Here is a 22,104-nt window from a genome sequence, read left to right on the forward strand (position 1 = left end):
GAGGGTTCATTTGTTTGTACCAAAAGCATTTTCACTTTTGCATTGGCGAAGCCGTTTAATTGTGATATGTGAAGCGTAGAGCCAATAAAATAGCGCTCTTGATTTCACAAAAGCGCTTTTTATTACTAATTATTTGTAGTTACAGGTTATTCGTGTGAATTAAATCTTGCCAGCAAATCTTCACGGGATAAACTAGACAATTCCAGTAAAAATCTTGCAAAGTCATCTGGTGCTAACTGCAACAAACTATCAATGACTCTTGACAACTCTTCATCAACAGAACCAAACCGGAATTTTAACAAGTTTTCTACAACTTGACGGCGTTCTTGTTGCACTCCTTGCTGTTTAGTAGTTTCTTCCCACTGTTGGTAAGCTTGCGACAAATTCATAATTAATTCCTGCTCATCTTCTGTTAAAGGTTCTTGCTGTTGAACTATAATCACCCGCAAATTAGTAATCAGTTTGAGAGTATTTTGTCTTAATTGGTTGCTTTCGGGTAATGCCAGCAATTCATCAATGGCAGTACGTTGCGTTTCGCCTCTACCCAAAATTCTCAGCCATAATGTTTCTTCTGTTACTGGTAGCTCGTTAACCGCTACTATTGCTGCCCTAAAACATTTCTGGAAAAAGTAAACTCCCCTGCTCCACTTTTCTAAATCTAGTTTAACCTCTAAATCCTCCAACAGAGAGGCGGAAGCACTGGGCGATATAATCCACAAACGAGCTAAACTATCTTCTGGTAAGCTGGTTTTCTCTCGCTTGGCTTTGCGTTGTGAGTCTGCAATCACGGTGAACAGTTTCAGAAAACAGTTGCGTACCTCTGACCTAGTGGGTTGATTGCGAAATGGTTCCAAGAGTGCCGTATTTAGTACAGCGATTCTACCTAATAATCCAAGATTTTGAGCTTGGGCAGTTGGTGTGCTTGTAAACAAAACGTCAACAAATCTGGCTTCATCAGTGACTTGTTTGTTAACTTCTACTCTACCTAAAGGAGACAACAACTCCTCTAATAATTCCTTAGAAAACTGATCGTAAGGCTTGCTAGTCATGTTTTAAAGACGAACTGTATTTTATTTTACAAAGATTGGTTATGGTTGCATGGTGGGTTTTAATACCCACCATTTCAGTTACGCTGCTACTAACTCCCGACAAACTTGCGGCAGTTCAATCGGAGCAGTTGTCCTGGATAGAACCTCTACAGCCTCTTTCACACTCCAGTACCGTACTCCATCGCCACAGCGCCAATAGTAAGTCTTGGGGTCGTTTTCCCATAACTCATCAGCGTTTCTGACCTTGAAGAGTATGCCCAAAAACTCACCGTCCAGATATACGTTGTGAGCCGTCTGGAGGTCAGTGCGTCCTACATAGGTCAGTCGGTAGCCGTCTACTGGCGTACACAAGTCTTCTGCACGAGTACCGCGATACCCACAGTTACCGCACCCATGACCTTCGCAGTCTGGACAGATGGCAGCAGGCATATTCCACTTCGGCAGGGTGAAATCCCATTCAGCAAGTGGGGTTAATAGTTGAGGCTTCTGCGAAGTGTAGCAACCAGCGTGACCAATTACTTTATCAGAATGGTATTGGACGCTCAACGATAACCAGTCACAATCACCCAACAAGCCAATTTTCTCAGAAGCTTGTTTTAATTCCTCAGCTTGCTTGTGATTGCACTTTACTGGAGCAGAAAGACTCGCTTTAACCTCTGCAACAGCGCGTTTGAAATGTTCTTTATGGTATCGAGCATAGCCGTGAGTCATTTTTACCCAGACGATATCATCCGAGTTTATCCAGATAGTTACTACATCTTCGGGCTGGCACTCTTTTGAATAGTCCGACTGATTCACGATGGTTGCAATGATTTCGCGATCGCGTGTGGTTAACGGATCTTTTGTTGGCGTAGGGGCTGAAGTTTGTGTCATCATTATAAATTGCCTCTTCTTTAGATGGTTGGGGCATAGGGGCGATCGCTAAGTTTTCCCGACGCAGCGATCGTCCTATTTTTATTGGTCAGTTTGTTGTGCTAAAAGCACAACACTCTCAATCTAGATTTGGCGAAGCCTTATAGAACCCATTTGGGATCTTGGAAGAACGGGTAAAATGAGAAATAAATGCCGTACTCCAGCAGCTTAAGCGACGCATAGTGGGCAATCATTGAACCACTATTGCCGCAGAAAAAGCAAGCCAGACCACCAAAGTGGACAAAGCGACAAATCTTAGATGGTATCTTGTATCAACTCAATGCAGAAATACGTCCTGAGAGTTTTGCGATCGCCCATAGCGCTCTTGTAAAATCATTTTCAATTGTTGAGAATTCGCAAGAGAAAAAAGTTTATGGCACATATGTCCGGTCAAGACCCCTCGGAAATCACAATGGCAACGGTTGATGAAGAACGAAAAGGCGCAACTTTCAGCGGTACGGTCATCCTTGGTATAGATCCTGATGCTGGGGAAGTCGTTTTCTTTAGAGACTTTTTAATTGAAGATTATAAAGGCGAACTTACCGCAAATCTTGCAACAGATGGCGATATAACGAAAAGCATTGATTTAGGCGAACTCGATCATAAAAGCCCCAGTTTTAAGCTGCCAATTCCGCTGGGAACGGATACATTACCCTACAATACAGTCGTGTTGAGCGACAAAAAAAGCAAGAAAAAAATCCTGACGATCAATCTATAAAATTTGTAACTTAGCTCGTAGTTCAGCCAAATTCGATTGCCCTCCTGTATATATCTCAAATGGGTTCTACAAAAGTGTTCAATGGTAAAGCGTATTAACTGATGGTCAAAACACCAGACAGTAAAAAGCTGTAGAGAAGATATTGGATTTATCGTGCCCTCTGTACAGCCACAGCCATGTCGAAACAATTGAAAAGGCGATTACATACTGAGGAGTAATAATCGCCTTAATTCTGAAAAGATTGAAGTTTTTACAACCAGTTTTTAGACGTGGTAGGTCATCGGAATCATCTCGCGGTGGCTTGGCCATTACAAGTTTTAGGCTGCGGCTACTTATCCCGCCGGCTATTGGTTTCTAATAGTTTTGTTGCTAATTCAATTTGATTGGTTTGAGTTTTGAGCGCTTCTTCCTTTCTCCCAGAGGCATCGCGCTCAATTCCTCTCTTGTATATATAATTTACAACACAGTGTTGTATTATGTCAATAGAGTTTTGCATATTTCTTGTAAACTTTCAGGATTGATTACTAACGCTGGAAATAACTTCCAAATAGGTACATCAAGCGCATTACAAATAGCAAACGCATCTTCTTTGGAAATTGATTCTGGTCTATTTCCAGGGTTTGCCCATTCAAGGTTTTGGATAAAAGTATTGCTGCGACCAGCTTGAATCGCTAATTTATCTCGGCTAGTTTTACCCCGTAGTTTTCTCAATCGCTGTGCTGTTTCTTCATCCCAAGTAAAACGAGATACATAGGACAGTTTCACAAAGCAGAACTCCTCTGTCATTTAGCTCTCCTCTAATTTACAACACCAACTTGTGTTCTTAGAGTTTTTTGATTACACTGAGGTAGTGATAACGCAAAAGCGATCGCCAGCCAGGAAGCAACGCGATCGCTTTGCAAAACTCATTTACAAAAAGTAAGCCAATTATAATGCTGACACACTTTTGGCGTGATTCAGAAATTAACCAAATGCCCCAGTCTGGGCAGATAGCCAAATACACAATACCCAAGGGCTATGTTAATCCCGGATTCCTCACAAAGAGATAAAAAAAGCGGGCAAAAACTGCGTTTGGAGTTCCTAGCACATAGATAATAGGTAGATTGACTTCTAAAAGTAGAACTTGAATAATAAGCATTAATTCTACTTGAGTTTGCGGTTCTTTCTATGCTTTGACAAGGTGATAAAAATGATTGCGCTACCTGACATTGTGGTTGATGCTCAGATATATTCCAGCAATAATTCTGTGGTGTATCGTGGCATCAAGTTGTCAGATCGCACGCCTGTTATTCTCAAAGTTCTCAAACAAGACTATCCTACGGCATCAGAACTCACCCGCTACAGACAGGAATATGAAATTACGCGATCGCTTAACTTAGAAGGCGTAATCAAGGCATATAGTCAGCAGGAATATCAGCGCACACTGATTATTCTTTTAGAAGATTTCGGTGGAGAGTCTCTGGAGAGATGGATACAGCAGCGTCCAGATTTTTGCCTTATGCCCTTATCAGCTTTTCTATCCCTAGCCATTAAAATCACAGGAATTCTCGGCAGAATTCATGCTGCTGGTGTCATTCATAAAGATATCAACCCTAGCAATATTGTCTTCAATCGAGATACTGGGGTCGTTAAATTTATTGATTTCGGAATTGCTACTCGATTTAACCGCACCAATCCAACCTTCAAAAACCCTCATGTTCTAGAAGGCACTCTTGCATATCTATCTCCAGAGCAAACCGGACGCATGAACCGTTTGCTTGATTATCGTACTGATTTTTACTCCCTTGGCGTAACGTTCTACGAACTGCTCACTGGACAGTTACCGTTTGCCACAACAGACATTCTTGAACTTGTCCATTGTCATCTTTCCAAATCACCTGTTCCGCCTCATGAACTGAAGGCAACGATTCCCAAAGCAGTTTCAGATATCGTTTTGAAACTAATGGCAAAGAATGCGGAGGATCGCTATCAGAGTGCTTGGGGTATTAAGGCAGATTTAGAATGGTGCGCTCAAAAACTTACAGACATAAGACAAATTGATGAGATTCAATTAGGTACTCAAGACGTTCGAGATCAATTTCAAATTCCGCAAAAACTGTATGGACGCGTAGCGGAGATTGCCACATTATTGACGGCATTTGAGAGAGTAGCCGCAATAGGCAATGTTAGCGAAGCCTACTGCCAAGGAGAGAAAAGCAGAGAAAGTTCTCAATTTAATGTCGAAATGATGTTGATATGTGGCTATGCTGGAGTGGGGAAATCTGCGTTAGTGCAGGAACTCTACAAGCCCATCACAGCAAAGCGTGGGTACTTCATTTCAGGCAAATTTGATCAATTTGGGAGCAACATTCCCTACAGCGCGATCGCCCATGCCTTGCAAAGATTAGTGCAACAACTGCTGGGTGAACCTGACGAGCAGTTGCAACAGTGGCGAAATCGACTTCTAGCGGCGTTGGGAAGCAATGGGCAAATCATCATTGATGTCATTCCAGAAGTTGAATTGATTATTGGCAAGCAACTGCCTGTACCGGAAGTTGGGGCAACGGAAACTCAAAACCGCTTCAATCGAGTCTTTGGGCAGTTCATTCGGGTATTTAGTTCAACAGAACATCCCTTAGTGATCTTTCTGGACGATCTTCAATGGGCAGACTCAGCAACACTCAAGTTGATCGAGTTGATGATGACGGATGCCCAGACGCAATATCTGTTTTTGATTGGAGCCTATCGAGATAATGAGGTGAACTACTCACATCCACTAACGATAATGCTGGAGGGACTCAGACAAAAGGGAGCAACTACCAGCAAAATTACGTTAGCACCGTTGGGACTAAACGCGATCGCACAACTGATTGCAGACACATTACAGAGTGACAACAGTACAATCATCTCACTGGCAGAATTAGTATTGCAGAAAACCGACGGAAATCCCTTCTTTGTCAATGAGTTTCTGAAAACGCTCTATGCAGAAAACTTGTTAAGCTTCAGTTTTGAAAATCTCAGTTGGCAATGGGATATCACTCACATTGAAGGTAAGAACATCACCGATAATGTGGTTGAGTTGATGCTTGGCAAACTGAAAAAACTGCCTCCAGCAACCCAGCAAGTTTTACAATTCGCCGCTTGTATTGGTGCTGATTTTGATTTAAACACCCTCTCTATCATTTGTGAAAGCTCATCTGGAGAAATTTTCCCGCAATTGATAGTAGCGGCTCAGTCAGGTTTAATTGTGCCGACATCCCAGTTAGATGAACAACTCTTGGTTCAGGATTATAAATTCTTGCACGATCGCGTGCAGCAAGCAGCTTATGCCTTAATTGATGAGTCGCACAAACAAGTTGTTCATCTCCAAATTGGTCGTAATTTACTCAAAAAGACTTTGCCGGAGCGAATATCAGAGCGACTATTTGAAATTGTCGATCATCTTAATTATGGGATTGAGCTTGTCACCGAGCGAACAGAACGGGATGAAATTGCCAGATTAAATTTAATCGCAAGTCAGAAAGCAAAAGCAGCGATCGCTTATGGTGTGTCAAAAAAATATTTAGCTACAGCAAGAGTTTGGCTGGCAGCATCTGGCTGGCAAACAGATTATGACCTGAGCTTAAAACTATACACAGAAACAACAGAAGTTGCGTACTTGTGTGGCAATTTTGAGCAGGTGAATTACTGGGCAGCGCTTGTTCTGCAACAGGCTAAAACGGTTCTTGATAGCGCAAAAGTATACGAAGTCAAAATTCAAGCTGACATGGCACAAAATCAACCGTTAAAAGCGATCAACACTGGATTACAAGTGTTGCACCAACTGGAAATTTATTTTCCCGAACAGCCAAGTCTGTCAGATATTCAGCTTGAACTAGACGCAATCTCATGCCTTCTAAGTGAAAAATCGATTGAAGACTTGATTCATTTGCCCCAAATGTGCAAGCCGGATAAGTTAGCAGCAATGAGAATACTATCCAGAATTACGGTTGCGGCCTGGATTGCTATTCCCAATTTAATGCCGCTACTGGTAGCTAAACAAGTCAGCTTATCATTTGAATATGGAAATGCCTTTACGTCTCCCTTTGCTTATGCCAATTTTGGATTAGTTCTGTGTGGGAATGTAGGAGACATTGAGACTGGCTATGAGTTTGGACAGTTAGCATTAAAGCTATTGTCATCACCTAAGCCCCATTCACTCAAAGCTAGAACATTGGTGATCGTAAATACCTTCATCATTCATTGGAAAGAGCATGTAAGAGACACATTGCAGCCATTACTAGAAGCCTACCAAAGTGGGCTAGAAACAGGAGATTTAGAGTTTGCCTCTTATGCTGCTCACTCTTATTGCTTTAACTCCTATGTTGTCGGAAATGAACTGGTGGAGGTTGACCACTATATGACAATATATGATGCAGCAATCCATGAAATAAAACAGGAAACAGCACTAACCTGGAATCTGATATTTCAGCAGGCGATCGCAAATTTGATGGGACACTCGGTCGATCCAACCCGTCTAGTAGGCAAATTCTACAATGAGGAGAACGGATTACCAAAACATGAAGCAGCAAATGATGAAAGTGCAATTTTTAATGTCTATTTCAATAAAATTTTGCTGTACTACCTATTTTCGGAGTATGCTCAGGCTGTTGAAATCTCAACCATAGCAGAACGTTATTTGCTCCTAATAACAAGCTCCCCTATTGCTCCTTTCTACTGCCTCTATGATGCTCTGGCAAGACTTGCAATATATTCTGAAAGTAGCACGCAAGTACAGGAACAAATTCTCAAAAAAATTGCGGTTAGTCAGGACAAAATGAAGCAGTGGGCACATTACGCGCCCATGAATTATTTGCATAAATATCATTTAGTAGAAGCCGAGACTGCACGGGTTTTAGGTCAGTTGCTTGAGGCAGAAGAGTTTTACGAACAAGCAATTCTTGGAGCGAAAGAAAATGGCTATCTTCGAGAAGAAGCCTTATCCTATGAATTAGCTGCCAAGTTTTATCTATCTCGTGGCCGAGAAAAGTTTGCCCAAACTTACATGAAAGAAGCTCATTACTGCTATCAACGGTGGGGAGCAACTGCGAAAGTAAGAGATTTAGAAACTCGCTATCCACAACTATTGCCTCAGTCGTCGGGCATGGCTGACATATCAAACCGCACAAATTTTCAAACCACCTCTAATAGTCCAGGTATCGCTTTCGATTTAGCAGCAGTGATCAAAGCATCACAAGCGATCGCTTGTGAAATTGAACTGGAGCAGTTACTCAATTCCTTGATGAAGATTTTAATCAAAAATGCTGGTGCAAGAACCGGATTCCTAATTTTGGAAAACGCCAAACAATGGGTGATTGAAGCTTGTGGTGAACTAAATGATGGTGATGATGAAAATGTCTATGCTACGCAAGTATTGCAATCGATTCCAACTGCAAATCACCTTCCTGAGTCAATTATTAATTATGTTATTCGTACCCAAGAACCTATTATTTTAAATGATGCAGCTCATCAAGGTAATTTTATCAATGAGCCATACATTCAGCACAATAAAATTCAATCAATCTTATGTTTGCCACTGCTGAATCAAAGTAAGCTAGTTGGTGTGTTGTATCTTGAAAATCAATTAGCTGCTGGGGCATTTACACCAGAGCGATCGCAAGTTTTACATCTACTATCAACTCAAGCAGCCATTGCCATCGAAAATGCTAGGCTCTACTCAAAGCTCCGTGAGAGCGAAAGTAAAATGACTCAATTTCTGGAAGCAATTCCAGTCGGTGTTGCAATTTTAGATACATCGGGTCGCCCTTATTACTTCAACCAGCGAGCAACTCAGCTATTGGCTAAAGATATTGATCCTTCTCTGACACCCAATCAACTTGCACAGGAGTATCAAATTTATCTAGCTGGAACGGAGCAAAAATATCTAACTGAGAAAATGCCAATTATCCGAGCACTAAGAGGTGAACGCACTAGAGTTGATGATGCAGAAATTCACCACAACAACGCCACAATTCCCGTTGAGGTATGGGGAACTCCTGTCTTTGACGAGCAGGGCAATGTAACTTATGCGATCGCCACCTTTCAAGACATTACCGAGCGAAAACAAGCCGAGCAACTGTTAGCCAATTACAATTGCACCTTAAAGCAACAGGTTGCCCAACGAACAGCAGCTTTACAGAAAAGCGAAGCCACATTGCGCGATGTCTACGACGAGCTTCGCTTACGAGAACAAGAATTACGGCTGATCACAGATGCTCTGCCCGCTTGTATCAGTTATGTGGATGCCGATCAACGTCATCGATTTATCAACCGCACCTATGAGGTGTGGCTTAACTGTAGTCGAGATGAGATTTTGGGTAAGTCTGTTCGTGAACTCGTGGGGGACATGAGTTATCAGATTCTTGAGCCGTATATCAATCAAGCCTTAGCAGGACAAACTGCAACCCTGGAACTAGAAATGCTCTTGCCATCCGGTAAAAAGTATATTACTTCTACCTTGATACCCCATTTCGATGGCAATGCTCAAGTTGTAGGATTTTATAGTCTACACACAGACATCAGCGAACAGCGAAACGCTGCACTACGTGAACTCAAACGTGCTGAGGAAGCCTCGATTTTAGAGGAACGCAACCGCATGGCACGGGAAATTCATGATACGCTGGCTCAAGCGTTTACAGGCATTTTGGTTCAAGTTGGTGCAGCAACCCAAGTGCTAACGGATAATTTAGAAGCAACACAGGCACATCTCGACATGATCGATGAATTGGCACGAATCGGGCTGAGTGAAGCTCGTCGCTCAGTCACAGCACTCCGTCCTCAGTTGTTAGAGCAAGGCGATTTATCTAGCGCTCTCAATCGTCTTGTAACGCAAATGAGGTCTGCTACCGATGATACTGCTTTGATTTACGAAATTCAGGGTACAGCCTATCCTTTACCCGCCGAAGTGGAGAATAACTTACTACGAATTGGGCAGGAAGCATTGACAAATGCAATTAAATATGCAAAGGCTCAGGAAATTCGCCTTGAGTTAGTGTATGGGGATGCACAATGTAGTTTGTGTATCAAAGACAATGGACAAGGCTTTGGAGTAGGTAGCGTTCCCTCTGTTGGCGGATTTGGATTATTAGGAATGAGCGAACGGGCAGAGCGAATTGGAGCGCAATTGAGAATTGAAAGTCAGCCTGGGCAGGGAACAGAAATTACTGTCATAGTCAATCAAGGATGAGAACTATGATCGACCAATCCAGTACAATTCGCGTTTTAATTGTTGACGATCACTCCATTTTCAGACAAGGATTGGCAACCATCATTAACCGCGATCCTGAAATGACGGTAATTGCTCAAGCAGAAGATGGACAACAGGCGATCGCTCTCTTTAGCGAACATCAACCGGATGTGACTTTGATGGATTTGCGAATGCCGCAGATGGGAGGAGTGGAAGCCATTACTGCGATTTGTACCCAATTTAAACCTGCCCAAATTATTGTGCTAACCACTTATGATGGCGATGAAGATATCTATCGCGGATTGCAGGCAGGTGCAAAAGGCTATCTGCTCAAGGATGCAAAACCTAACGAACTTCTCAATGCCATTCGCATGGTTAATCGCGGTCAGCAATACATTCCGCCAGAGGTAGGGGCAAAGCTAGTGCAGCGTATGAGTAACCCAGAACTGAGCGAACGAGAGCTAGAGGTACTGGGTTTAATGGCGCAAGGAATGAGTAATTCAGATATTGCAGCTGCTCTAACTATTGGCGAAAGTACTGTCAAATCTCACGTTAATCGCATTCTCAGTAAATTGGGAGTCAGCGATCGCACTCAAGCTGTGATTATTGCGGTCAAACGCGGGATTGTTAGTTTGTAGGCTGTTCTTTTGGTTAACTTTCGATTCCAACTTTAGTTGGAGTTAATCTTCGATTGTGAGATGGGTTATGCGATCGTTCATGCGACTCAATAAAAGTGCCAACTATGAGTGGACGACAACTCAGAGTCAATTTCCTATATTAAATTTATGCAAACACACATAGCAATCGGGTTGCAAGATTTAAGTTTGCTGAATACAGATGGCACACAGAGGAATGTAGGTGTAGTCTAACCCAGGTATCACTTGCGGTAAACATACTTCTCCTCAGAAACACTGTTAATTATTTGTCTCACCTTCAACCCAGGATCGTCAGCAGAGTTGATGGCAGCGATAATTGCTGCAAATAATGACGTGCTTTGATCCTCAATCCCACAATTATTAAGACCTAAAATGATGAACACCGAATTGAGTAAAAATAAAGTTGCAATTGTCAGCCGAGGCGAAGACCTCAATTGGTTCGATACAATGCCTGGTGAGCAAATGGCTATCCGCGTACCCAGCACAGATGTCGGCGGGGCTTTCACAATCCTCGAAGTGCGTGTCCCAGCGTTCTCAGGCCCGCCACTTCACTATCACAAAGATAGAGAGGAGATATTTGAAATACTTGAAGGCAGATTTCGCTTTCACTGCGCGGGTGAAGAGTTCGAGGTCGGGCCTGGAACAACGGTTGTTGTACCCCGTAAAAGCGTGCATGGATTCGTGAACCTGGGGCCGGGAGCGGCTCGGATGCTTTTCATCTTCGTACCCGGCGATATTGACGAATTCTTCCCCCAAATAGGTCAAACGCCGCCAGAAGGTTGGACTGATCTTTCATCTCAGCATGACACTTGGATCGTCGGATCTCCTCTGTCCGCCAGCTAAAGAGGCTGCAAACGATTAAAGTGCGTTGTAACTCAAAAAGCTTGAGTGATCGCTCAATGGCGAAATAAAGCCACAAGAGCTAAAGCCAGCACACCAAATAACACCTAAAACCAACACAGGAGATGAAAACCCCTTGGGAAGGATGCGATCGCCTCCAGAACAATGCCGCGAAAATGGCAAAGCAAATTGAAGCATGGCTGCCACTATCCACTACTACCGACCACGATTTGGCGTTGTCCAGCTAGTCTGCCTAAAAATCCCCCAGCTGATTGAAGATTAAATTGAGGCATTTTGTTGGATTCCAACTTTAGTTGGAGTTAGTCTTCCATTGTGAGATGGGTTAAAAGATCGTCCACTCGACTAAATAAAAGTGCCAACTTTGAGTGGACGACAAATCCCAGCCGATTGCATATATTAAATTCATGCAAACACAGATAGCAATCGGGTTGCAAGATTCAAGTTTGCTAAATACAGATAGCACAGAAAGGGATGTAGGCGTAGCCCACCGCAGACATCACTTTTGGTAAACATACTTCCCCTCGGAGGTACCAGTGAACAATGACCGTAAGCACCGTTTATTATTTGTCCCACCTTCAACCCAGGATCGTAAACAGGGGATGTTAAGTGCCACTGTGGTACTGGTGATGTATGGAGATTATCAATGTCAAGAGAGTGCGAATGTTTATCGGTTGCTGAAAGTCATTGGGCGACAACTGAGTATTTCGTTGGGAGAGGATTATTTGTGCTTTATTTTCCGCCATTTTCCGCAGATACAAATTCATTCTCAAGCTCTACGTGCGGCAGAAGCGGCGGAAGCGGCGGCTGTTCAAGGTCAGTTTTGGCAAATACATGACATTTTGTTTATCCATCAACAACATTTAGCAGATGGTTATTTAGTAGAGTATGCCGACGATCTAGGACTTGATATCTTCCAATTTCTCCAAGATATGTGTAAGCATGTGCATCTTGAGCGCATCAATCAAGATATCGAAAGTGGCATCCACAGTGGAGTAACGGCTACCCCAGCTTTGTTTATTAATGGGATTCGGTATAGCGATCGCTGGAACCTTAAAGAGTTGATCGCAGCTATTGCTACTGCAAGCCATTAATGTTCCTGGGTTTGAAACCCAACTAACAATCAGAAAGTAAGCAGTTATGCAAAGAAGAACCAGTTTTGAAAGTAAAGGGCTAAAGTGTTCCGTCACCTTTTACACTCCAGATCAAGTCGTATCAGGCGATCGCCTTCCCGCCATTGTTATGGCTCATGGAATTGGCTTGACGAAAGAAATGGGATTGCCGCAATTTGCCGAAAAATTCACTCAAGCTGGGTTTGTCGTTTCGCTGTTCGATTATCGCTACCTTGGGGCTAGTGAGGGAGAACCTCGTGGGCAAATTATTCCTACCGAGCAGCATGAAGACTACCGCAATGCCATCACTTGGACTCAACTACAAAGTGAAGTTGACCCTGAGCGCATAGGTGTGTGGGGCTTCTCCTATAGCGGTGGTCATGTACTGCATCTGGCCGCATTCGATCGGCGTGTGAAAGCGGTTGTGGCACAAATGCCTACAGTGAGTAGCTTTCTCAACTCCCGCCGCCTGACTTCTCCACTTGAACTCGAAGAACTCACGAAGCTGCTTTCACAAGAGCGGATAAAACGCTATCAAACCAAAGAGGTGAACTACTTCCCGTTAGTTGCTCCACCCGGTCAACCCAGCGTGCTACCGACACCCGACGCATTCAATTGGGTTGAATCGGCTAAGAGTGCCAGCGAGGGGAGATGGGAGAATCGACTCACCTTTGAATCGGTTGAACACTGTCTTTATTACGAACCGATTCCTCACATTGAGGCAATCTTTCCCACCCCCCTATGCCTGATTGTGGGCGAAAAGGACTTTCTTGCACCTGCCGACTTGGCCGCCTCTGTCTATGCACGTGCGATGGAGCCAAAGTCTCTCACAATCTTGAAAGGTGGACACTTTGATGCCTTCGAGGGAGAGGGCTTCGAGATTGCAAGTACAACTGCCTTGAGATGGTTCGAGAAATATTTGAAATAAACCTGAAGCACCTGTTTTGTGACTAAGTTGTGCCTTCGGTTGAATTTTGATTCCAACTTAAGTTGGAATCACCTACCATCTTTAGATTGACTAATTCATCAATCATACTATTGTGTAAAACAGTCAACCCTGGGTTGACTACAAGTTCGAGTCAATTTCCTATATTGAATTCATGCAAACACCAATAGCAAATCCGTTACAAAATTCAAGTTTGCTGGATACGAGATATTGCATATCGAAGCTTTGCTACTAATACCAATTTAATGTGAAGCTCCATATATTTACCCCCGGCTGTCGCCATCCCCCCTTGCCAAGGGGGGACTCAGGGGGGTCTTGTTATGTGCATCTTCATACAAAATTGGTATAAGCCTAATAATTTTAAGGAGATAAATCATGACTCAGAGAACATGGCTGATTACTGGTGCTTCACGGGGCCTTGGTGCCGAGATTGCGAAAGCAGTTCTGGCAGCAGGTGACAGATTAATTGCCACCGCCCGCAATCACAACGATTTGCAACAATTCGCAACCAGTAAAGATGCATTAGTACTGAGCATGGATGTCACCGATGAGGCTCAGGTAAAAGCAGCGATCGCCACAAGTCTAGAAAAATTTGGACAAATCGATGTGTTGGTCAACAATGCTGGATTCGGCTTGCTAGGAGCTGTCGAAGAGTGCAGTGCCGAAGAGGTTGAGAGCGTTTATCGCACCAATGTCTTCGGGCTACTAAATGTCACCCGTGCTGTGCTACCCAGTATGCGTCAGCACCGCTCTGGACACATCATTAATTTATCGTCGATCGGTGGCTATCGCTCCTCCCCAGGATGGGGCATCTATGGCTCAACCAAGTTTGCCGTCGAAGGCATTACCGAAGCCCTGCATGGGGAGTTAGCCCCGTTGGGAATTCACGTGACGGTGGTTGAGCCAGGATACTTCCGCACCGGTTTTCTTGATAACAGTTCGCTACGTCCGAGTGCAGTGCAAATCCCTGATTATGCCCAGACGGTCGGGAAAATCCGTGACGTAGCGGCTGGACTTAACTACCAACAGCCAGGAGATCCCACTAAGCTCGCCCCAGCCATCTTGGAGATTGTCAACACAGACGAACCACCTCTGCGGTTACCTCTAGGCACAGATACACTTCAGACAATAGCCGAGAAGAACGCTTACGTCGAGCAAGAGACGGCAAAATGGCGAACTCTAGCTGAGTCTACCGATTTCAGATAACGAGTGGAAAACTCAGCCATAAAAAGACAGCCTAATCTCTGGTGTTTTTGATTGCATGGGAAATACTGATAGATCAGGCGGCCTGACGTTTCGATTCGATAACAAAGACAAAATAGCGTTTTCTACACAGACTTAATCCAGAAACAGGTTTTATGAAAAAATACACCACTGCCCCCCACCGTAAATTACTAATTAGCTTTGGATTAATTGGCTTTGGTTTGATGATAGCCACCGCAGCACCTGTGGCCAGTGCTACAGCCGAGCCAAAGCAAGCAGAGATTCGCAAGATTGTCCAATCTAATCAGAGCCAGAATAAAGAAATAGTACGCGAAGGTTTTGCTAAATGGGCAAATAACACTGGTAGTTTCTTCGATCTGCTGGCTGATGATGTGGAATGGACGATTACAGGCAGAAGTCCGATTTCCAAAACTTACACCAGCCGCAAGCAGTTTTTGGAGGAAGCCATAGTACCAATTAACGAGCGATTGAGCGCCAGAATAGTACCCAGTGTCCGAGGTATTTATGCCGAGGGCGACATGGTAATTGCCTTATGGGATGGAACAGCAACAGCCAAAGACGGCAAACCCTATACCAACACCTATTCCTGGTATATGACCATGAAAAATGGGCGTATTGTCAAGGTAGTAGCATTCTTCGATACTATTGAGCTTACCGATCTGTGGCAACGCATTTCTGTAAGTAAAAAGAATTGACAAACTATTGAAGTTCAAGGCGATCGCTAACATTTTGAAAACGAAGCAATGATGAGGTTGAAATCGCACCCACGATACCTTTCGGACGGCATTCCACCTCTGCTAAGGTAGTAAAAGGAATCGATCTCTCTGGCAAGCGAGCGATCATTCTGGAGCAGCATTAGGTATTGGCGTAGAGACGTCGCGGGCACTGGCTTTGACTTGGGCTGAAAGTTATTCTGCCTGTGTGTAACGCTAATGCAGCCCTTTACCTGTTACCCTAAGCCATAATGAAGGTTGGCAAACTGAATTGCTTGTTTTAGCAAGTTTATAACCTAGAACAAATCCATCCACTGACCCTTAATTTTGTACAATTGCTCCCAAAGTGCCACTGACGGCACGTAAATAATCAGATGGGGATAGCAGAAGCAGCATTCCTCGCATTCCACCAGAAACAGTGAGCTGCTCAAATGGGATTGCTGTTTCATCAAGGTAAACTGGATAGTCTTTTTTGCTAGCTAAAGCTGTCACACCCCCACGGATGTATCCTGTTAGTGGCTGCACTTCCTTGAGGGCAACCGTCTCAACCTTGCGGTTTCCTGAAATTCGAGCTAAAGCTTTTAAATCTAACTGAGCATTTCCTGGCACAACAGCAAAACAGATACCTGTTGTATCACCTCTGACTACTAGAGTTTTAAAAACTTGCTCTGGAGGAAGCCCTACTTTTTGGGCTGTGCTTTCAGCAGCCAGATCGTCAGGGTCAACCTCATAGCTCAGGATTTCGTAGGGAATACCTAGTTTATCAAGTAGTCGAGCAGCATTGGTTTTCATTCAAGTCCACAAAAGATATTATTTATTGCTCAAGCTCCCAATCTTCAATCACCAGCCCACTAACACGACTGAATTCTCTGGTGTTGTGTGTGACTAATGTTAAGTTATGTGTCAAGGCGATCGCTGCTATTTGAAAATCATTGGGGCTAATCGGTGTTCCACTCGCTAATAATTCTGCACGAATTCTCCCGTAAAGCAGTGCTGTAGAATCATCAAATGGTAAAGAAACAAATAAGTTAAGAAACTATTGCTGTCTTGCTAACGTTCTAGTTGGGTTATTGCTTCTCATTGCGCCATAAAACAACTCTGCTTTGACTATCGAACACACAGCAATCTCTTTTACATTTGTTGAGCGTAAGCGTTCTCGAATTAAGAGTGACCTACCGTTGAGATAACGAGCGCAAACATTGGTATCTAATAAGTACCTCACACAATTTCTTCCCTTGTCTCAAAATCACCTTCATAGTCAATAACAATTGGATCGTCTTGACAACTACCGTAAGTCTGCTCAAAAAAGCCGGGTGGCCATCCCAGTTCTTCTGATGTTTTTGTAGGTGTTGATGGTTCTATTTGTTGATAAATCACCACGACTTCCATTTCTTTGTCTGTGATGCCAACGGGAATCTCAAGGTGCAAAATGCCATCAGCCCCAACATGAGAACATAACTTTATACTCTGCATTACTGTTTTATCCTAGTCTTTGGTTGACTGAAAATTACGGGGTATCTCATCTATAATGCCGTATTCTTTTTCAATCACACTCAATAGCTTCTTCTCCATAGCTGTCAAATACGGTCGCTTCAACTCTCCCAAGTGCTTTAAGACAGCATGGGCAGTCTCTTCCAAGTTTTGATTTTCCCATAGCCTATGAATGCGTAGGCGTAGCCCGCCGCAGGCATCGCTTCCTGTGGGAGAAATAGCACCATCGCTGATTAACTGCATCTGCTGACATTCGGATGAATAAGCCAATTCCTGAGAAATTATCTAGCCAAATCGACGCAGGTGTTAAACTCGCTATGAAAAAAGCTATTGAAAGACACCGCCGTTTAGTAGAATCTATTAGCATTTGGCAAAATGGCCAAGTTGTGAGATTAACCGGCATACAAATTCCTCCTCTCAACTCAGATGAGTAACCTATTTTCCCTCATTCCAGATCAAATCCGAGATAAACTACCACTGACTGAAGATAAAAAAGAACTACTTCAACAGCAAACCATTACTCAAGATATCCCAGGAACAATTCTGCGGGATTTTCAAACTATTTTAGAACTTCTCCAACCCAACGGCGTTGAAGTTAGTAGTACTTATCACCAATTATCGCTTAAGTATCTACAACAACTTAACTCACAATTGAGTTATCCCATAGATATTAACCTCAAACGTCCTGTCCAAAAATCCTATCCTTATATTCACGGTCTTTATTTCCTCCTCCGCACCTCTGGACTGTCTCAAGTTATTACCGAAGGTAAAGAGAGCAAGTTAGTTTTAGACCAAAAATTTCTGCAAATTTGGCAAGGATTAAACCACACAGAACAATATTTTACCCTGCTAGAATCTTGGTTAGTTTGGGGAGAAAGCGAACTCTTAGGCGACCAAAGAGATATGTTTGACCAAGCATATCGCTGTTTATTATTTTGGAACAATCTCCCATCATCAGGATTAAAAATTAATAATTACTCAGAACAAAATAAATTAGTTTATTATCCTGGTTTCCACAATCTCGCTCTCTTACATTTATTTGGATTAATTGAACTGACATCAGTCAAACCACAAGCCGCTAAAGGCTGGCGTTTTACTCATGTAAACCCCAAGCCTTGGGGTAATGCTCTCATGGCTGTATTAACAGAAAGTCGCTCAAATATCCAAATAGAAGATTACGCCACTTTTCGGTTGGATTTTCGCATAGCTTTTGACAATTTAAAACCTTATCTCCAACCCTATTTCTCGGAATGGTCACAAACTTTGGTGATTGCTGAAGGCGGTTTTACTGAGGGTGTTTATATATTTAAAGCCACTTTACAGGATGCTTGGCGACGGATTGCTATTCCTAGTTACTTCAATTTAGATGAAGTCGCTGCCGCAATTGTGCAAGCATTTGATTTTGATCCAGAACACCTCTACAGATTTATTCACAAAGACCGTTTAGGAAGAACTTTGGAATTTAATCATCCTGTTGTCGAAATTCCCCCTGATACCTGCGATTTTCGTTTAGGCGGCTTATCCTTAGAGGTAGGCAGTCATTTACAATTTATCTTTGATTTACTGCAAGAATGGGAATTTGATTTATATGTAGAGAAAATTGAACCAGCTAATGACAAAATGAAAAAGCCCAAGATTCTTGAATCTCATGGTAAACCGCCAGCGCAGTATGGTGAAGAAGGAGAAAGCTGGGAATAGATTTGCTACTGCAATGGGCTACGTTCCAATCCATATCTACGTGTCAGAATTGGTAGTGCGATCGCTCTATATTGGTTTTCAGTTGCAGTCCAGCTAGTGCAGGATAATTATCTATTGACAACCTTGCTATTTTGTTCCTAAAAAGACACTAGTTATATAACTGGGATATTATGAGCTTCTTGTATCTTTGTTTGTATAGGTTTAATTTGTTGAATGGGAATCTCGATTATGAATTTAGTTCCTGCTCCTAGAGATGAAATACAGTTTAAATGTCCTTGATGTTTTTCTGTAATAATTTGATAGCTAATTGACATTCCTAAACCAATTCCTTTACCTACTGGTTTGGTCGTAAAAAACGGGTCAAATATACGCTGTTGAATTTCTGGTGTCATTCCTATGCCATTATCAGCAATCTCAATCGCAATCCAATCTGAGTTGAGTACGAGAGTGCGGATAACGATTTGTGGGTTGTCTGGCTGATTAATAATAGACAAATTTTCTAAAGCATCGATTCCATTAATGATGATGTTCATCAAAACTTGGTTAAGTTGACCCGCATAACATTCTACTAAAGGCAGTTGACCGTATTCTTTAATAATTTCAATTGACGGCTGATTGGATTTAGGTTTGAGGCGGTTTTGCAAAATTAATAGTGTACTTTCAATACCACTGTGGATATCTACGGTTTTCATTTGGGCTTCATCCAGTCGAGAGAAGTTCCGCAAGGATAGTACAATATCACGAATGCGCTCACTTCCCATTTTCATGGAATCGAGCAATTTTTTTAGGTCTTCAGTAATAAATTCTAACTCGTTCGCTGCAATGGCTGACTGAATTACTGGTGGAGGGTCAGGATATTCTTGTTGGTAGAGTTGTAGTATTTCTAGTAATTGTTGAACATATTCTTTAGCATGAGTAACATTACCATTGATAAAGCTAATAGGGTTGTTAATTTCATGAGCCACTCCAGCCACTAGTTGTCCTAAAGAAGACATCTTCTCAGTTTGAATTAGTTGCGCTTGCGTCTTTTTTAATTGTTTTAGTGCATCTTGGAGTTGTTGATTTTTTTCGGTTAATTCCTTCTCGCGCTGTCGCAAGGCTACCTCTGCCTTTTTCACAGCAGTAATATCTAAACCCATTTCCACAACCATTGGTTCACCGTTCATATTTTTGAACGGATAATCATAAATCTGATACACATTGCCTGTTTTACTATCAACCCATTCCCAAAGTTGCGGAGCATTAGTTTCAAAGACGCGAAAGGTAGGACAGACTGGACAAGGCTGCTTCAACCCAGCGATCGCCTCATAACAACGTTTCCCTGTAGGATCTCCAAATACCTCCTGGAAGCGTTGGTTATAAAATCCTACGCCATAATCATTGGGTTGCAGATAAAGGAAAGCGGGTAGCTGATTCAGTAGGTTATAAAGGCTTTGGCGTTCCGTTGAGAGTGCTTCTATTTGGCGCAACTGCTGGTTAACATCTTTCCCTACTGCATAGATGAGTCCCTGTTGGCTAGTAGAAAGACTCCAAGACAACCACCGATAACTGCCATCTTTGTGAAGATAACGGTTATCCCAGTGCAAATTTTGCAGTGGTTCAGTTGGTAGCTGATTGATTGCAATATCTTCTGGATGTACTAATTCTAACCAATAATGCCCAATTAAGTTTTCTGGTTTCCATCCCAATACCTTTTCCCATGCAGGATTGACTTGCTGGTAGCAACCATCCCTTGAGATGATACAAAATAGGTCAGTTGAAAGGTTGAAGAAATCTTCCAGATTAAACACAGTAATCTTGTTATCTAAATTTTGTCTTCAACGTAACTAAGTATATCCACTAGTTACAACGTCAAGATTACTGAATAATTATAAATACAGTGAAAATTAAACTAAAGCCAAGCTCTACAACGCGCTCAAATTGCGATTTTAGCTAATTGATTAATCTATAATCCCATATTCTCGCTCAATCACACTCAACAGCTTCTCTTCAACAGCAGTCAAATACGGTCGCTTCAGTTTCCCCAAATGCTTCAGCAAAGCACTTGGGGCATCTTCCAAGTTCTCGTTTTCCCGTAATCTACTGATGCGTAGGCGTAGCCCGCCGCAGGCATCGCTGATTAACTGCATCTGTTGACATTCAGCAGGCAAGTAATCATAAGATTTGAGATGCTTTAGTCCAACTGGTCAGTTCACGATCCTAGCGTCTTACAAGCACCAACAGCCACCCTTACCTTTAACCCTCTTGTACCAAATGGAGAGAACCCAATCGCTCTCAGTTTCAGAACTAAGCCTTGATATTGTTTTCCAAAAGTAACACAAGAGGGTTAAGTACCAACATTTTTAGTTGAGTCTACAGCTTGCAGTAAGTTCTACATTTAAGAAAGTTCCTTCGCGGGCTGTAATTGAACGCAACTGCTGAATAAAAGCATTAAATCTGGCATCAGTTATCCCGAAGCCAGCTTCGGCACAAGCTTCTAAACCTCCTTCGATAGGAATGGGAGAACCATTCCTGGGACTATATACAATAAATTTATCGACAGTGCCAGCACCGACAGCAAACCCGATAACTTGGCGAACTGTTCGCAAAGCAGCATTATCTAATGCACCACCAATACTGCCAATACTCACATTAACCGCACGACTTTGGGCCAATGCCGGCGCACTCATCGACAATACTGCCCCAACAACCATCAAACTGGTGAATTTCTTCATTTCTCTTCTCTAAAAAATCGAAAAACTAATATTAAGTCTCCTTGTTTACTAATTAATATACGAGCATTATCTAAAGATAATCATTTATTAAAGTAGGGTTTAAGAAACAGCTTTTTGAAGAAAAATGTAACAGCAGAAGTATTATTTACACATAATAAATACATACTAAAAAATTTGATGTATTAATTATATCCTCGTCATTCAAGCTATTGAATAAGTATCATCTCGCTGCGCCTGACAGTAATTGCTATCTGATTTCAACGTAAGTAAAGATAAAGTTTGATGCGCCTATCAGGTGGCAGAAAATCTAAACTCAGATTTAGTAAATTATTTCGTTTCCAGTTCGGACTCCAGCAAACTCAACACCTTCTCTTCCAACCGATTCAAATAAGCGCGATTCAGCTTCCCCAACGACTCCAAAAACTTCTGCATATATTACTGCAAAGTATCTTAATATACTGAATACTCAACTGATGATCACAGACAAGCAATGCTAACTATCTACATCTTTTGAAATCCTATTTGGTTTTGTTCATTTCTAGCCAGTTGTAGAGTGGAAACTGAACTCTGTTGAGCGCTGTATCAATTTTGTAGAGCGTCTCTACAGCACTCCTTTGACAACTGGCATAGCACGACACTAGAAGCGGAAAGTTTTGCCCTATCCCTCGTACAACTTCTTGAATAGACTTGTCCGAAATATTAACTGAGGAAAAGAAAAATGATAAAATGGTGAACTAAGTGTCTACTATTTTTCGCAATTAGTTATGGTTTTTGATTATATTCAAAAGTATCCTCATAGAACAAAACAA

The 22,104-nt window shown here is 42.4% G+C and carries 23 protein-coding genes and 1 pseudogene; 12 read left to right on the plus strand and 12 right to left on the minus strand.

The annotated features are described in order from the left end of the window. Positions 1–146: 146 nt before the first annotated feature. Positions 147–1,049 carry a hypothetical protein gene (locus H6G92_RS34215; protein ID WP_190900771.1) on the minus strand — a complete coding sequence of 301 codons (903 nt, stop codon included), beginning with the start codon at positions 1,047–1,049 and terminating at the stop codon, positions 147–149. 78 nt (positions 1,050–1,127) lie between these two features. Further along, positions 1,128–1,925, minus strand: a complete 798-nt coding sequence (locus H6G92_RS34220; RefSeq protein WP_190900773.1) for a hypothetical protein — start codon at positions 1,923–1,925, stop codon at positions 1,128–1,130. A gap of 240 nt (positions 1,926–2,165) precedes the next feature. Here H6G92_RS34220 and H6G92_RS38980 point away from each other — a divergent pair, with 240 nt between their 5' ends. Together H6G92_RS38980 and H6G92_RS34230 are read left to right on the plus strand one after the other, a co-directional pair. Further along, positions 2,166–2,387: a hypothetical protein gene (locus H6G92_RS38980; protein ID WP_199345095.1), complete on the plus strand. Its 222-nt coding sequence runs from the start codon at positions 2,166–2,168 to the stop codon at positions 2,385–2,387. Next, positions 2,374–2,679: a hypothetical protein gene (locus H6G92_RS34230; RefSeq protein WP_242059432.1), complete on the plus strand. Its 306-nt coding sequence runs from the start codon at positions 2,374–2,376 to the stop codon at positions 2,677–2,679. The genes H6G92_RS38980 and H6G92_RS34230 overlap by 14 nt, the downstream gene beginning before the upstream one ends. 474 nt (positions 2,680–3,153) lie before the next feature. Here H6G92_RS34230 and H6G92_RS34235 read toward each other — a convergent pair whose 3' ends face one another. Beyond that, a complete protein-coding gene (locus tag H6G92_RS34235) occupies positions 3,154–3,465 on the minus strand; it encodes a helix-turn-helix domain-containing protein (RefSeq protein ID WP_190900777.1) in 312 nt (103 codons plus the stop codon). Between the two features lie 37 nt (positions 3,466–3,502). Then, positions 3,503–3,676, minus strand: a complete 174-nt coding sequence (locus tag H6G92_RS34240) for a hypothetical protein (protein ID WP_190900779.1) — start codon at positions 3,674–3,676, stop codon at positions 3,503–3,505. A 192-nt stretch (positions 3,677–3,868) separates the two neighbouring features. On the opposite strand from H6G92_RS34240, the gene H6G92_RS34245 reads away from it, so the two are divergent. From H6G92_RS34245 to H6G92_RS34275, 8 genes are all read left to right on the plus strand, one after another. After that, on the plus strand, positions 3,869–9,883 hold the full coding sequence (locus tag H6G92_RS34245) for an AAA family ATPase (RefSeq protein WP_190900780.1): 6,015 nt from the start codon (positions 3,869–3,871) through the stop codon (positions 9,881–9,883). An 8-nt stretch (positions 9,884–9,891) separates the two neighbouring features. Then, positions 9,892–10,521 (plus strand): response regulator, encoded by a 630-nt coding sequence (locus H6G92_RS34250; protein ID WP_190900809.1) that lies wholly within the window; start codon positions 9,892–9,894, stop codon positions 10,519–10,521. A 390-nt stretch (positions 10,522–10,911) separates the two neighbouring features. After that, positions 10,912–11,382 carry a cupin domain-containing protein gene (locus tag H6G92_RS34255; protein WP_242059433.1) on the plus strand — a complete coding sequence of 157 codons (471 nt, stop codon included), beginning with the start codon at positions 10,912–10,914 and terminating at the stop codon, positions 11,380–11,382. A gap of 122 nt (positions 11,383–11,504) precedes the next feature. Further along, entirely contained in the window at positions 11,505–11,627 is a 123-nt protein-coding gene (locus tag H6G92_RS40610; RefSeq protein WP_277926825.1) for a hypothetical protein, read from the plus strand. A gap of 306 nt (positions 11,628–11,933) precedes the next feature. Continuing rightward, complete coding sequence (locus tag H6G92_RS34260; protein WP_190900782.1) at positions 11,934–12,491, plus strand: DsbA family protein; 558 nt, start codon at positions 11,934–11,936, stop codon at positions 12,489–12,491. Positions 12,492–12,537: 46 nt separating this feature from the next. Continuing rightward, positions 12,538–13,437 (plus strand): alpha/beta hydrolase, encoded by a 900-nt coding sequence (locus H6G92_RS34265; RefSeq protein WP_190900784.1) that lies wholly within the window; start codon positions 12,538–12,540, stop codon positions 13,435–13,437. Positions 13,438–13,830: 393 nt separating this feature from the next. Further along, complete coding sequence (locus H6G92_RS34270; protein WP_190900786.1) at positions 13,831–14,661, plus strand: oxidoreductase; 831 nt, start codon at positions 13,831–13,833, stop codon at positions 14,659–14,661. 152 nt (positions 14,662–14,813) lie between these two features. After that, on the plus strand, positions 14,814–15,374 hold the full coding sequence (locus tag H6G92_RS34275; RefSeq protein ID WP_190900788.1) for a nuclear transport factor 2 family protein: 561 nt from the start codon (positions 14,814–14,816) through the stop codon (positions 15,372–15,374). A 4-nt stretch (positions 15,375–15,378) separates the two neighbouring features. Here the strand turns inward: H6G92_RS34275 and H6G92_RS34280 are convergent, their stop codons facing one another. The 5 genes and pseudogenes from H6G92_RS34280 to H6G92_RS34300 all read right to left on the minus strand — a co-directional run bounded on the left by H6G92_RS34280 (position 15,379) and on the right by H6G92_RS34300 (position 17,126). Further along, positions 15,379–15,522 carry a hypothetical protein gene (locus tag H6G92_RS34280; RefSeq protein ID WP_190900790.1) on the minus strand — a complete coding sequence of 48 codons (144 nt, stop codon included), beginning with the start codon at positions 15,520–15,522 and terminating at the stop codon, positions 15,379–15,381. A gap of 191 nt (positions 15,523–15,713) precedes the next feature. Further along, complete coding sequence (ybaK, locus tag H6G92_RS34285; protein ID WP_190900792.1) at positions 15,714–16,184, minus strand: Cys-tRNA(Pro) deacylase; 471 nt, start codon at positions 16,182–16,184, stop codon at positions 15,714–15,716. Positions 16,185–16,206: 22 nt separating this feature from the next. Beyond that, positions 16,207–16,614 (minus strand): annotated as a pseudogene (gene vapC / locus H6G92_RS34290) (type II toxin-antitoxin system tRNA(fMet)-specific endonuclease VapC). After that, positions 16,611–16,865 (minus strand): hypothetical protein, encoded by a 255-nt coding sequence (locus H6G92_RS34295; RefSeq protein ID WP_190900794.1) that lies wholly within the window; start codon positions 16,863–16,865, stop codon positions 16,611–16,613. The pseudogene vapC and the gene H6G92_RS34295 overlap by 4 nt, the downstream one beginning before the upstream one ends. A 12-nt stretch (positions 16,866–16,877) precedes the next feature. Further along, positions 16,878–17,126 (minus strand): hypothetical protein, encoded by a 249-nt coding sequence (locus tag H6G92_RS34300; protein ID WP_190900796.1) that lies wholly within the window; start codon positions 17,124–17,126, stop codon positions 16,878–16,880. A 14-nt stretch (positions 17,127–17,140) separates the two neighbouring features. Between H6G92_RS34300 and H6G92_RS34305 the strand changes: the two genes are divergently transcribed. Both H6G92_RS34305 and H6G92_RS34310 read left to right on the plus strand, forming a co-directional pair. Continuing rightward, positions 17,141–17,317 (plus strand): hypothetical protein, encoded by a 177-nt coding sequence (locus H6G92_RS34305; RefSeq protein WP_190900798.1) that lies wholly within the window; start codon positions 17,141–17,143, stop codon positions 17,315–17,317. Then, on the plus strand, positions 17,310–18,581 hold the full coding sequence (locus H6G92_RS34310; RefSeq protein ID WP_190900800.1) for an IS1096 element passenger TnpR family protein: 1,272 nt from the start codon (positions 17,310–17,312) through the stop codon (positions 18,579–18,581). The genes H6G92_RS34305 and H6G92_RS34310 overlap by 8 nt, the downstream gene beginning before the upstream one ends. Before the next feature lie 152 nt (positions 18,582–18,733). Here H6G92_RS34310 and H6G92_RS40955 read toward each other — a convergent pair whose 3' ends face one another. The 3 genes from H6G92_RS40955 to H6G92_RS34325 all read right to left on the minus strand — a co-directional run bounded on the left by H6G92_RS40955 (position 18,734) and on the right by H6G92_RS34325 (position 21,295). Next, a complete protein-coding gene (locus H6G92_RS40955; protein ID WP_190900802.1) occupies positions 18,734–20,371 on the minus strand; it encodes a PAS domain-containing sensor histidine kinase in 1,638 nt (545 codons plus the stop codon). A 150-nt stretch (positions 20,372–20,521) separates the two neighbouring features. Then, positions 20,522–20,710 (minus strand): hypothetical protein, encoded by a 189-nt coding sequence (locus H6G92_RS34320; protein ID WP_190900804.1) that lies wholly within the window; start codon positions 20,708–20,710, stop codon positions 20,522–20,524. Between the two features lie 213 nt (positions 20,711–20,923). Then, positions 20,924–21,295, minus strand: a complete 372-nt coding sequence (locus tag H6G92_RS34325; protein ID WP_190900807.1) for a hypothetical protein — start codon at positions 21,293–21,295, stop codon at positions 20,924–20,926. Positions 21,296–22,104 lie beyond the last annotated feature (809 nt).

The organism is Nostoc foliaceum FACHB-393, from assembly GCF_014698505.1.
Taxonomy (GTDB): domain Bacteria; phylum Cyanobacteriota; class Cyanobacteriia; order Cyanobacteriales; family Nostocaceae; genus Nostoc; species Nostoc foliaceum_A.

What these genes read in the sequence shown, in the direction of transcription:
- H6G92_RS34265 (WP_190900784.1), top strand. Translation starts at nt 12,538, where the DNA reads ATGCAAAGAAGAACCAGTTTTGAAAGTAAAGGGCTAAAGTGTTCCGTC.
- H6G92_RS34295 (WP_190900794.1), bottom strand. Translation starts at nt 16,865, where the DNA reads ATGCAGAGTATAAAGTTATGTTCTCATGTTGGGGCTGATGGCATTTTG.
- H6G92_RS34280 (WP_190900790.1), bottom strand. Translation starts at nt 15,522, where the DNA reads ATGATCGCTCGCTTGCCAGAGAGATCGATTCCTTTTACTACCTTAGCA.
- H6G92_RS34220 (WP_190900773.1), bottom strand. Translation starts at nt 1,925, where the DNA reads ATGATGACACAAACTTCAGCCCCTACGCCAACAAAAGATCCGTTAACC.
- H6G92_RS34215 (WP_190900771.1), bottom strand. Translation starts at nt 1,049, where the DNA reads ATGACTAGCAAGCCTTACGATCAGTTTTCTAAGGAATTATTAGAGGAG.
- H6G92_RS34235 (WP_190900777.1), bottom strand. Translation starts at nt 3,465, where the DNA reads ATGACAGAGGAGTTCTGCTTTGTGAAACTGTCCTATGTATCTCGTTTT.
- H6G92_RS34275 (WP_190900788.1), top strand. Translation starts at nt 14,814, where the DNA reads ATGAAAAAATACACCACTGCCCCCCACCGTAAATTACTAATTAGCTTT.
- H6G92_RS34255 (WP_242059433.1), top strand. Translation starts at nt 10,912, where the DNA reads ATGATGAACACCGAATTGAGTAAAAATAAAGTTGCAATTGTCAGCCGA.
- H6G92_RS34305 (WP_190900798.1), top strand. Translation starts at nt 17,141, where the DNA reads ATGAATAAGCCAATTCCTGAGAAATTATCTAGCCAAATCGACGCAGGT.
- H6G92_RS34325 (WP_190900807.1), bottom strand. Translation starts at nt 21,295, where the DNA reads ATGAAGAAATTCACCAGTTTGATGGTTGTTGGGGCAGTATTGTCGATG.
- H6G92_RS34320 (WP_190900804.1), bottom strand. Translation starts at nt 20,710, where the DNA reads ATGCAGTTAATCAGCGATGCCTGCGGCGGGCTACGCCTACGCATCAGT.
- H6G92_RS40610 (WP_277926825.1), top strand. Translation starts at nt 11,505, where the DNA reads ATGAAAACCCCTTGGGAAGGATGCGATCGCCTCCAGAACAATGCCGCG.
- ybaK (WP_190900792.1), bottom strand. Translation starts at nt 16,184, where the DNA reads ATGAAAACCAATGCTGCTCGACTACTTGATAAACTAGGTATTCCCTAC.
- H6G92_RS34245 (WP_190900780.1), top strand. Translation starts at nt 3,869, where the DNA reads ATGATTGCGCTACCTGACATTGTGGTTGATGCTCAGATATATTCCAGC.
- H6G92_RS34230 (WP_242059432.1), top strand. Translation starts at nt 2,374, where the DNA reads ATGGCAACGGTTGATGAAGAACGAAAAGGCGCAACTTTCAGCGGTACG.
- H6G92_RS34270 (WP_190900786.1), top strand. Translation starts at nt 13,831, where the DNA reads ATGACTCAGAGAACATGGCTGATTACTGGTGCTTCACGGGGCCTTGGT.
- H6G92_RS34300 (WP_190900796.1), bottom strand. Translation starts at nt 17,126, where the DNA reads ATGCAGTTAATCAGCGATGGTGCTATTTCTCCCACAGGAAGCGATGCC.
- H6G92_RS34310 (WP_190900800.1), top strand. Translation starts at nt 17,310, where the DNA reads ATGAGTAACCTATTTTCCCTCATTCCAGATCAAATCCGAGATAAACTA.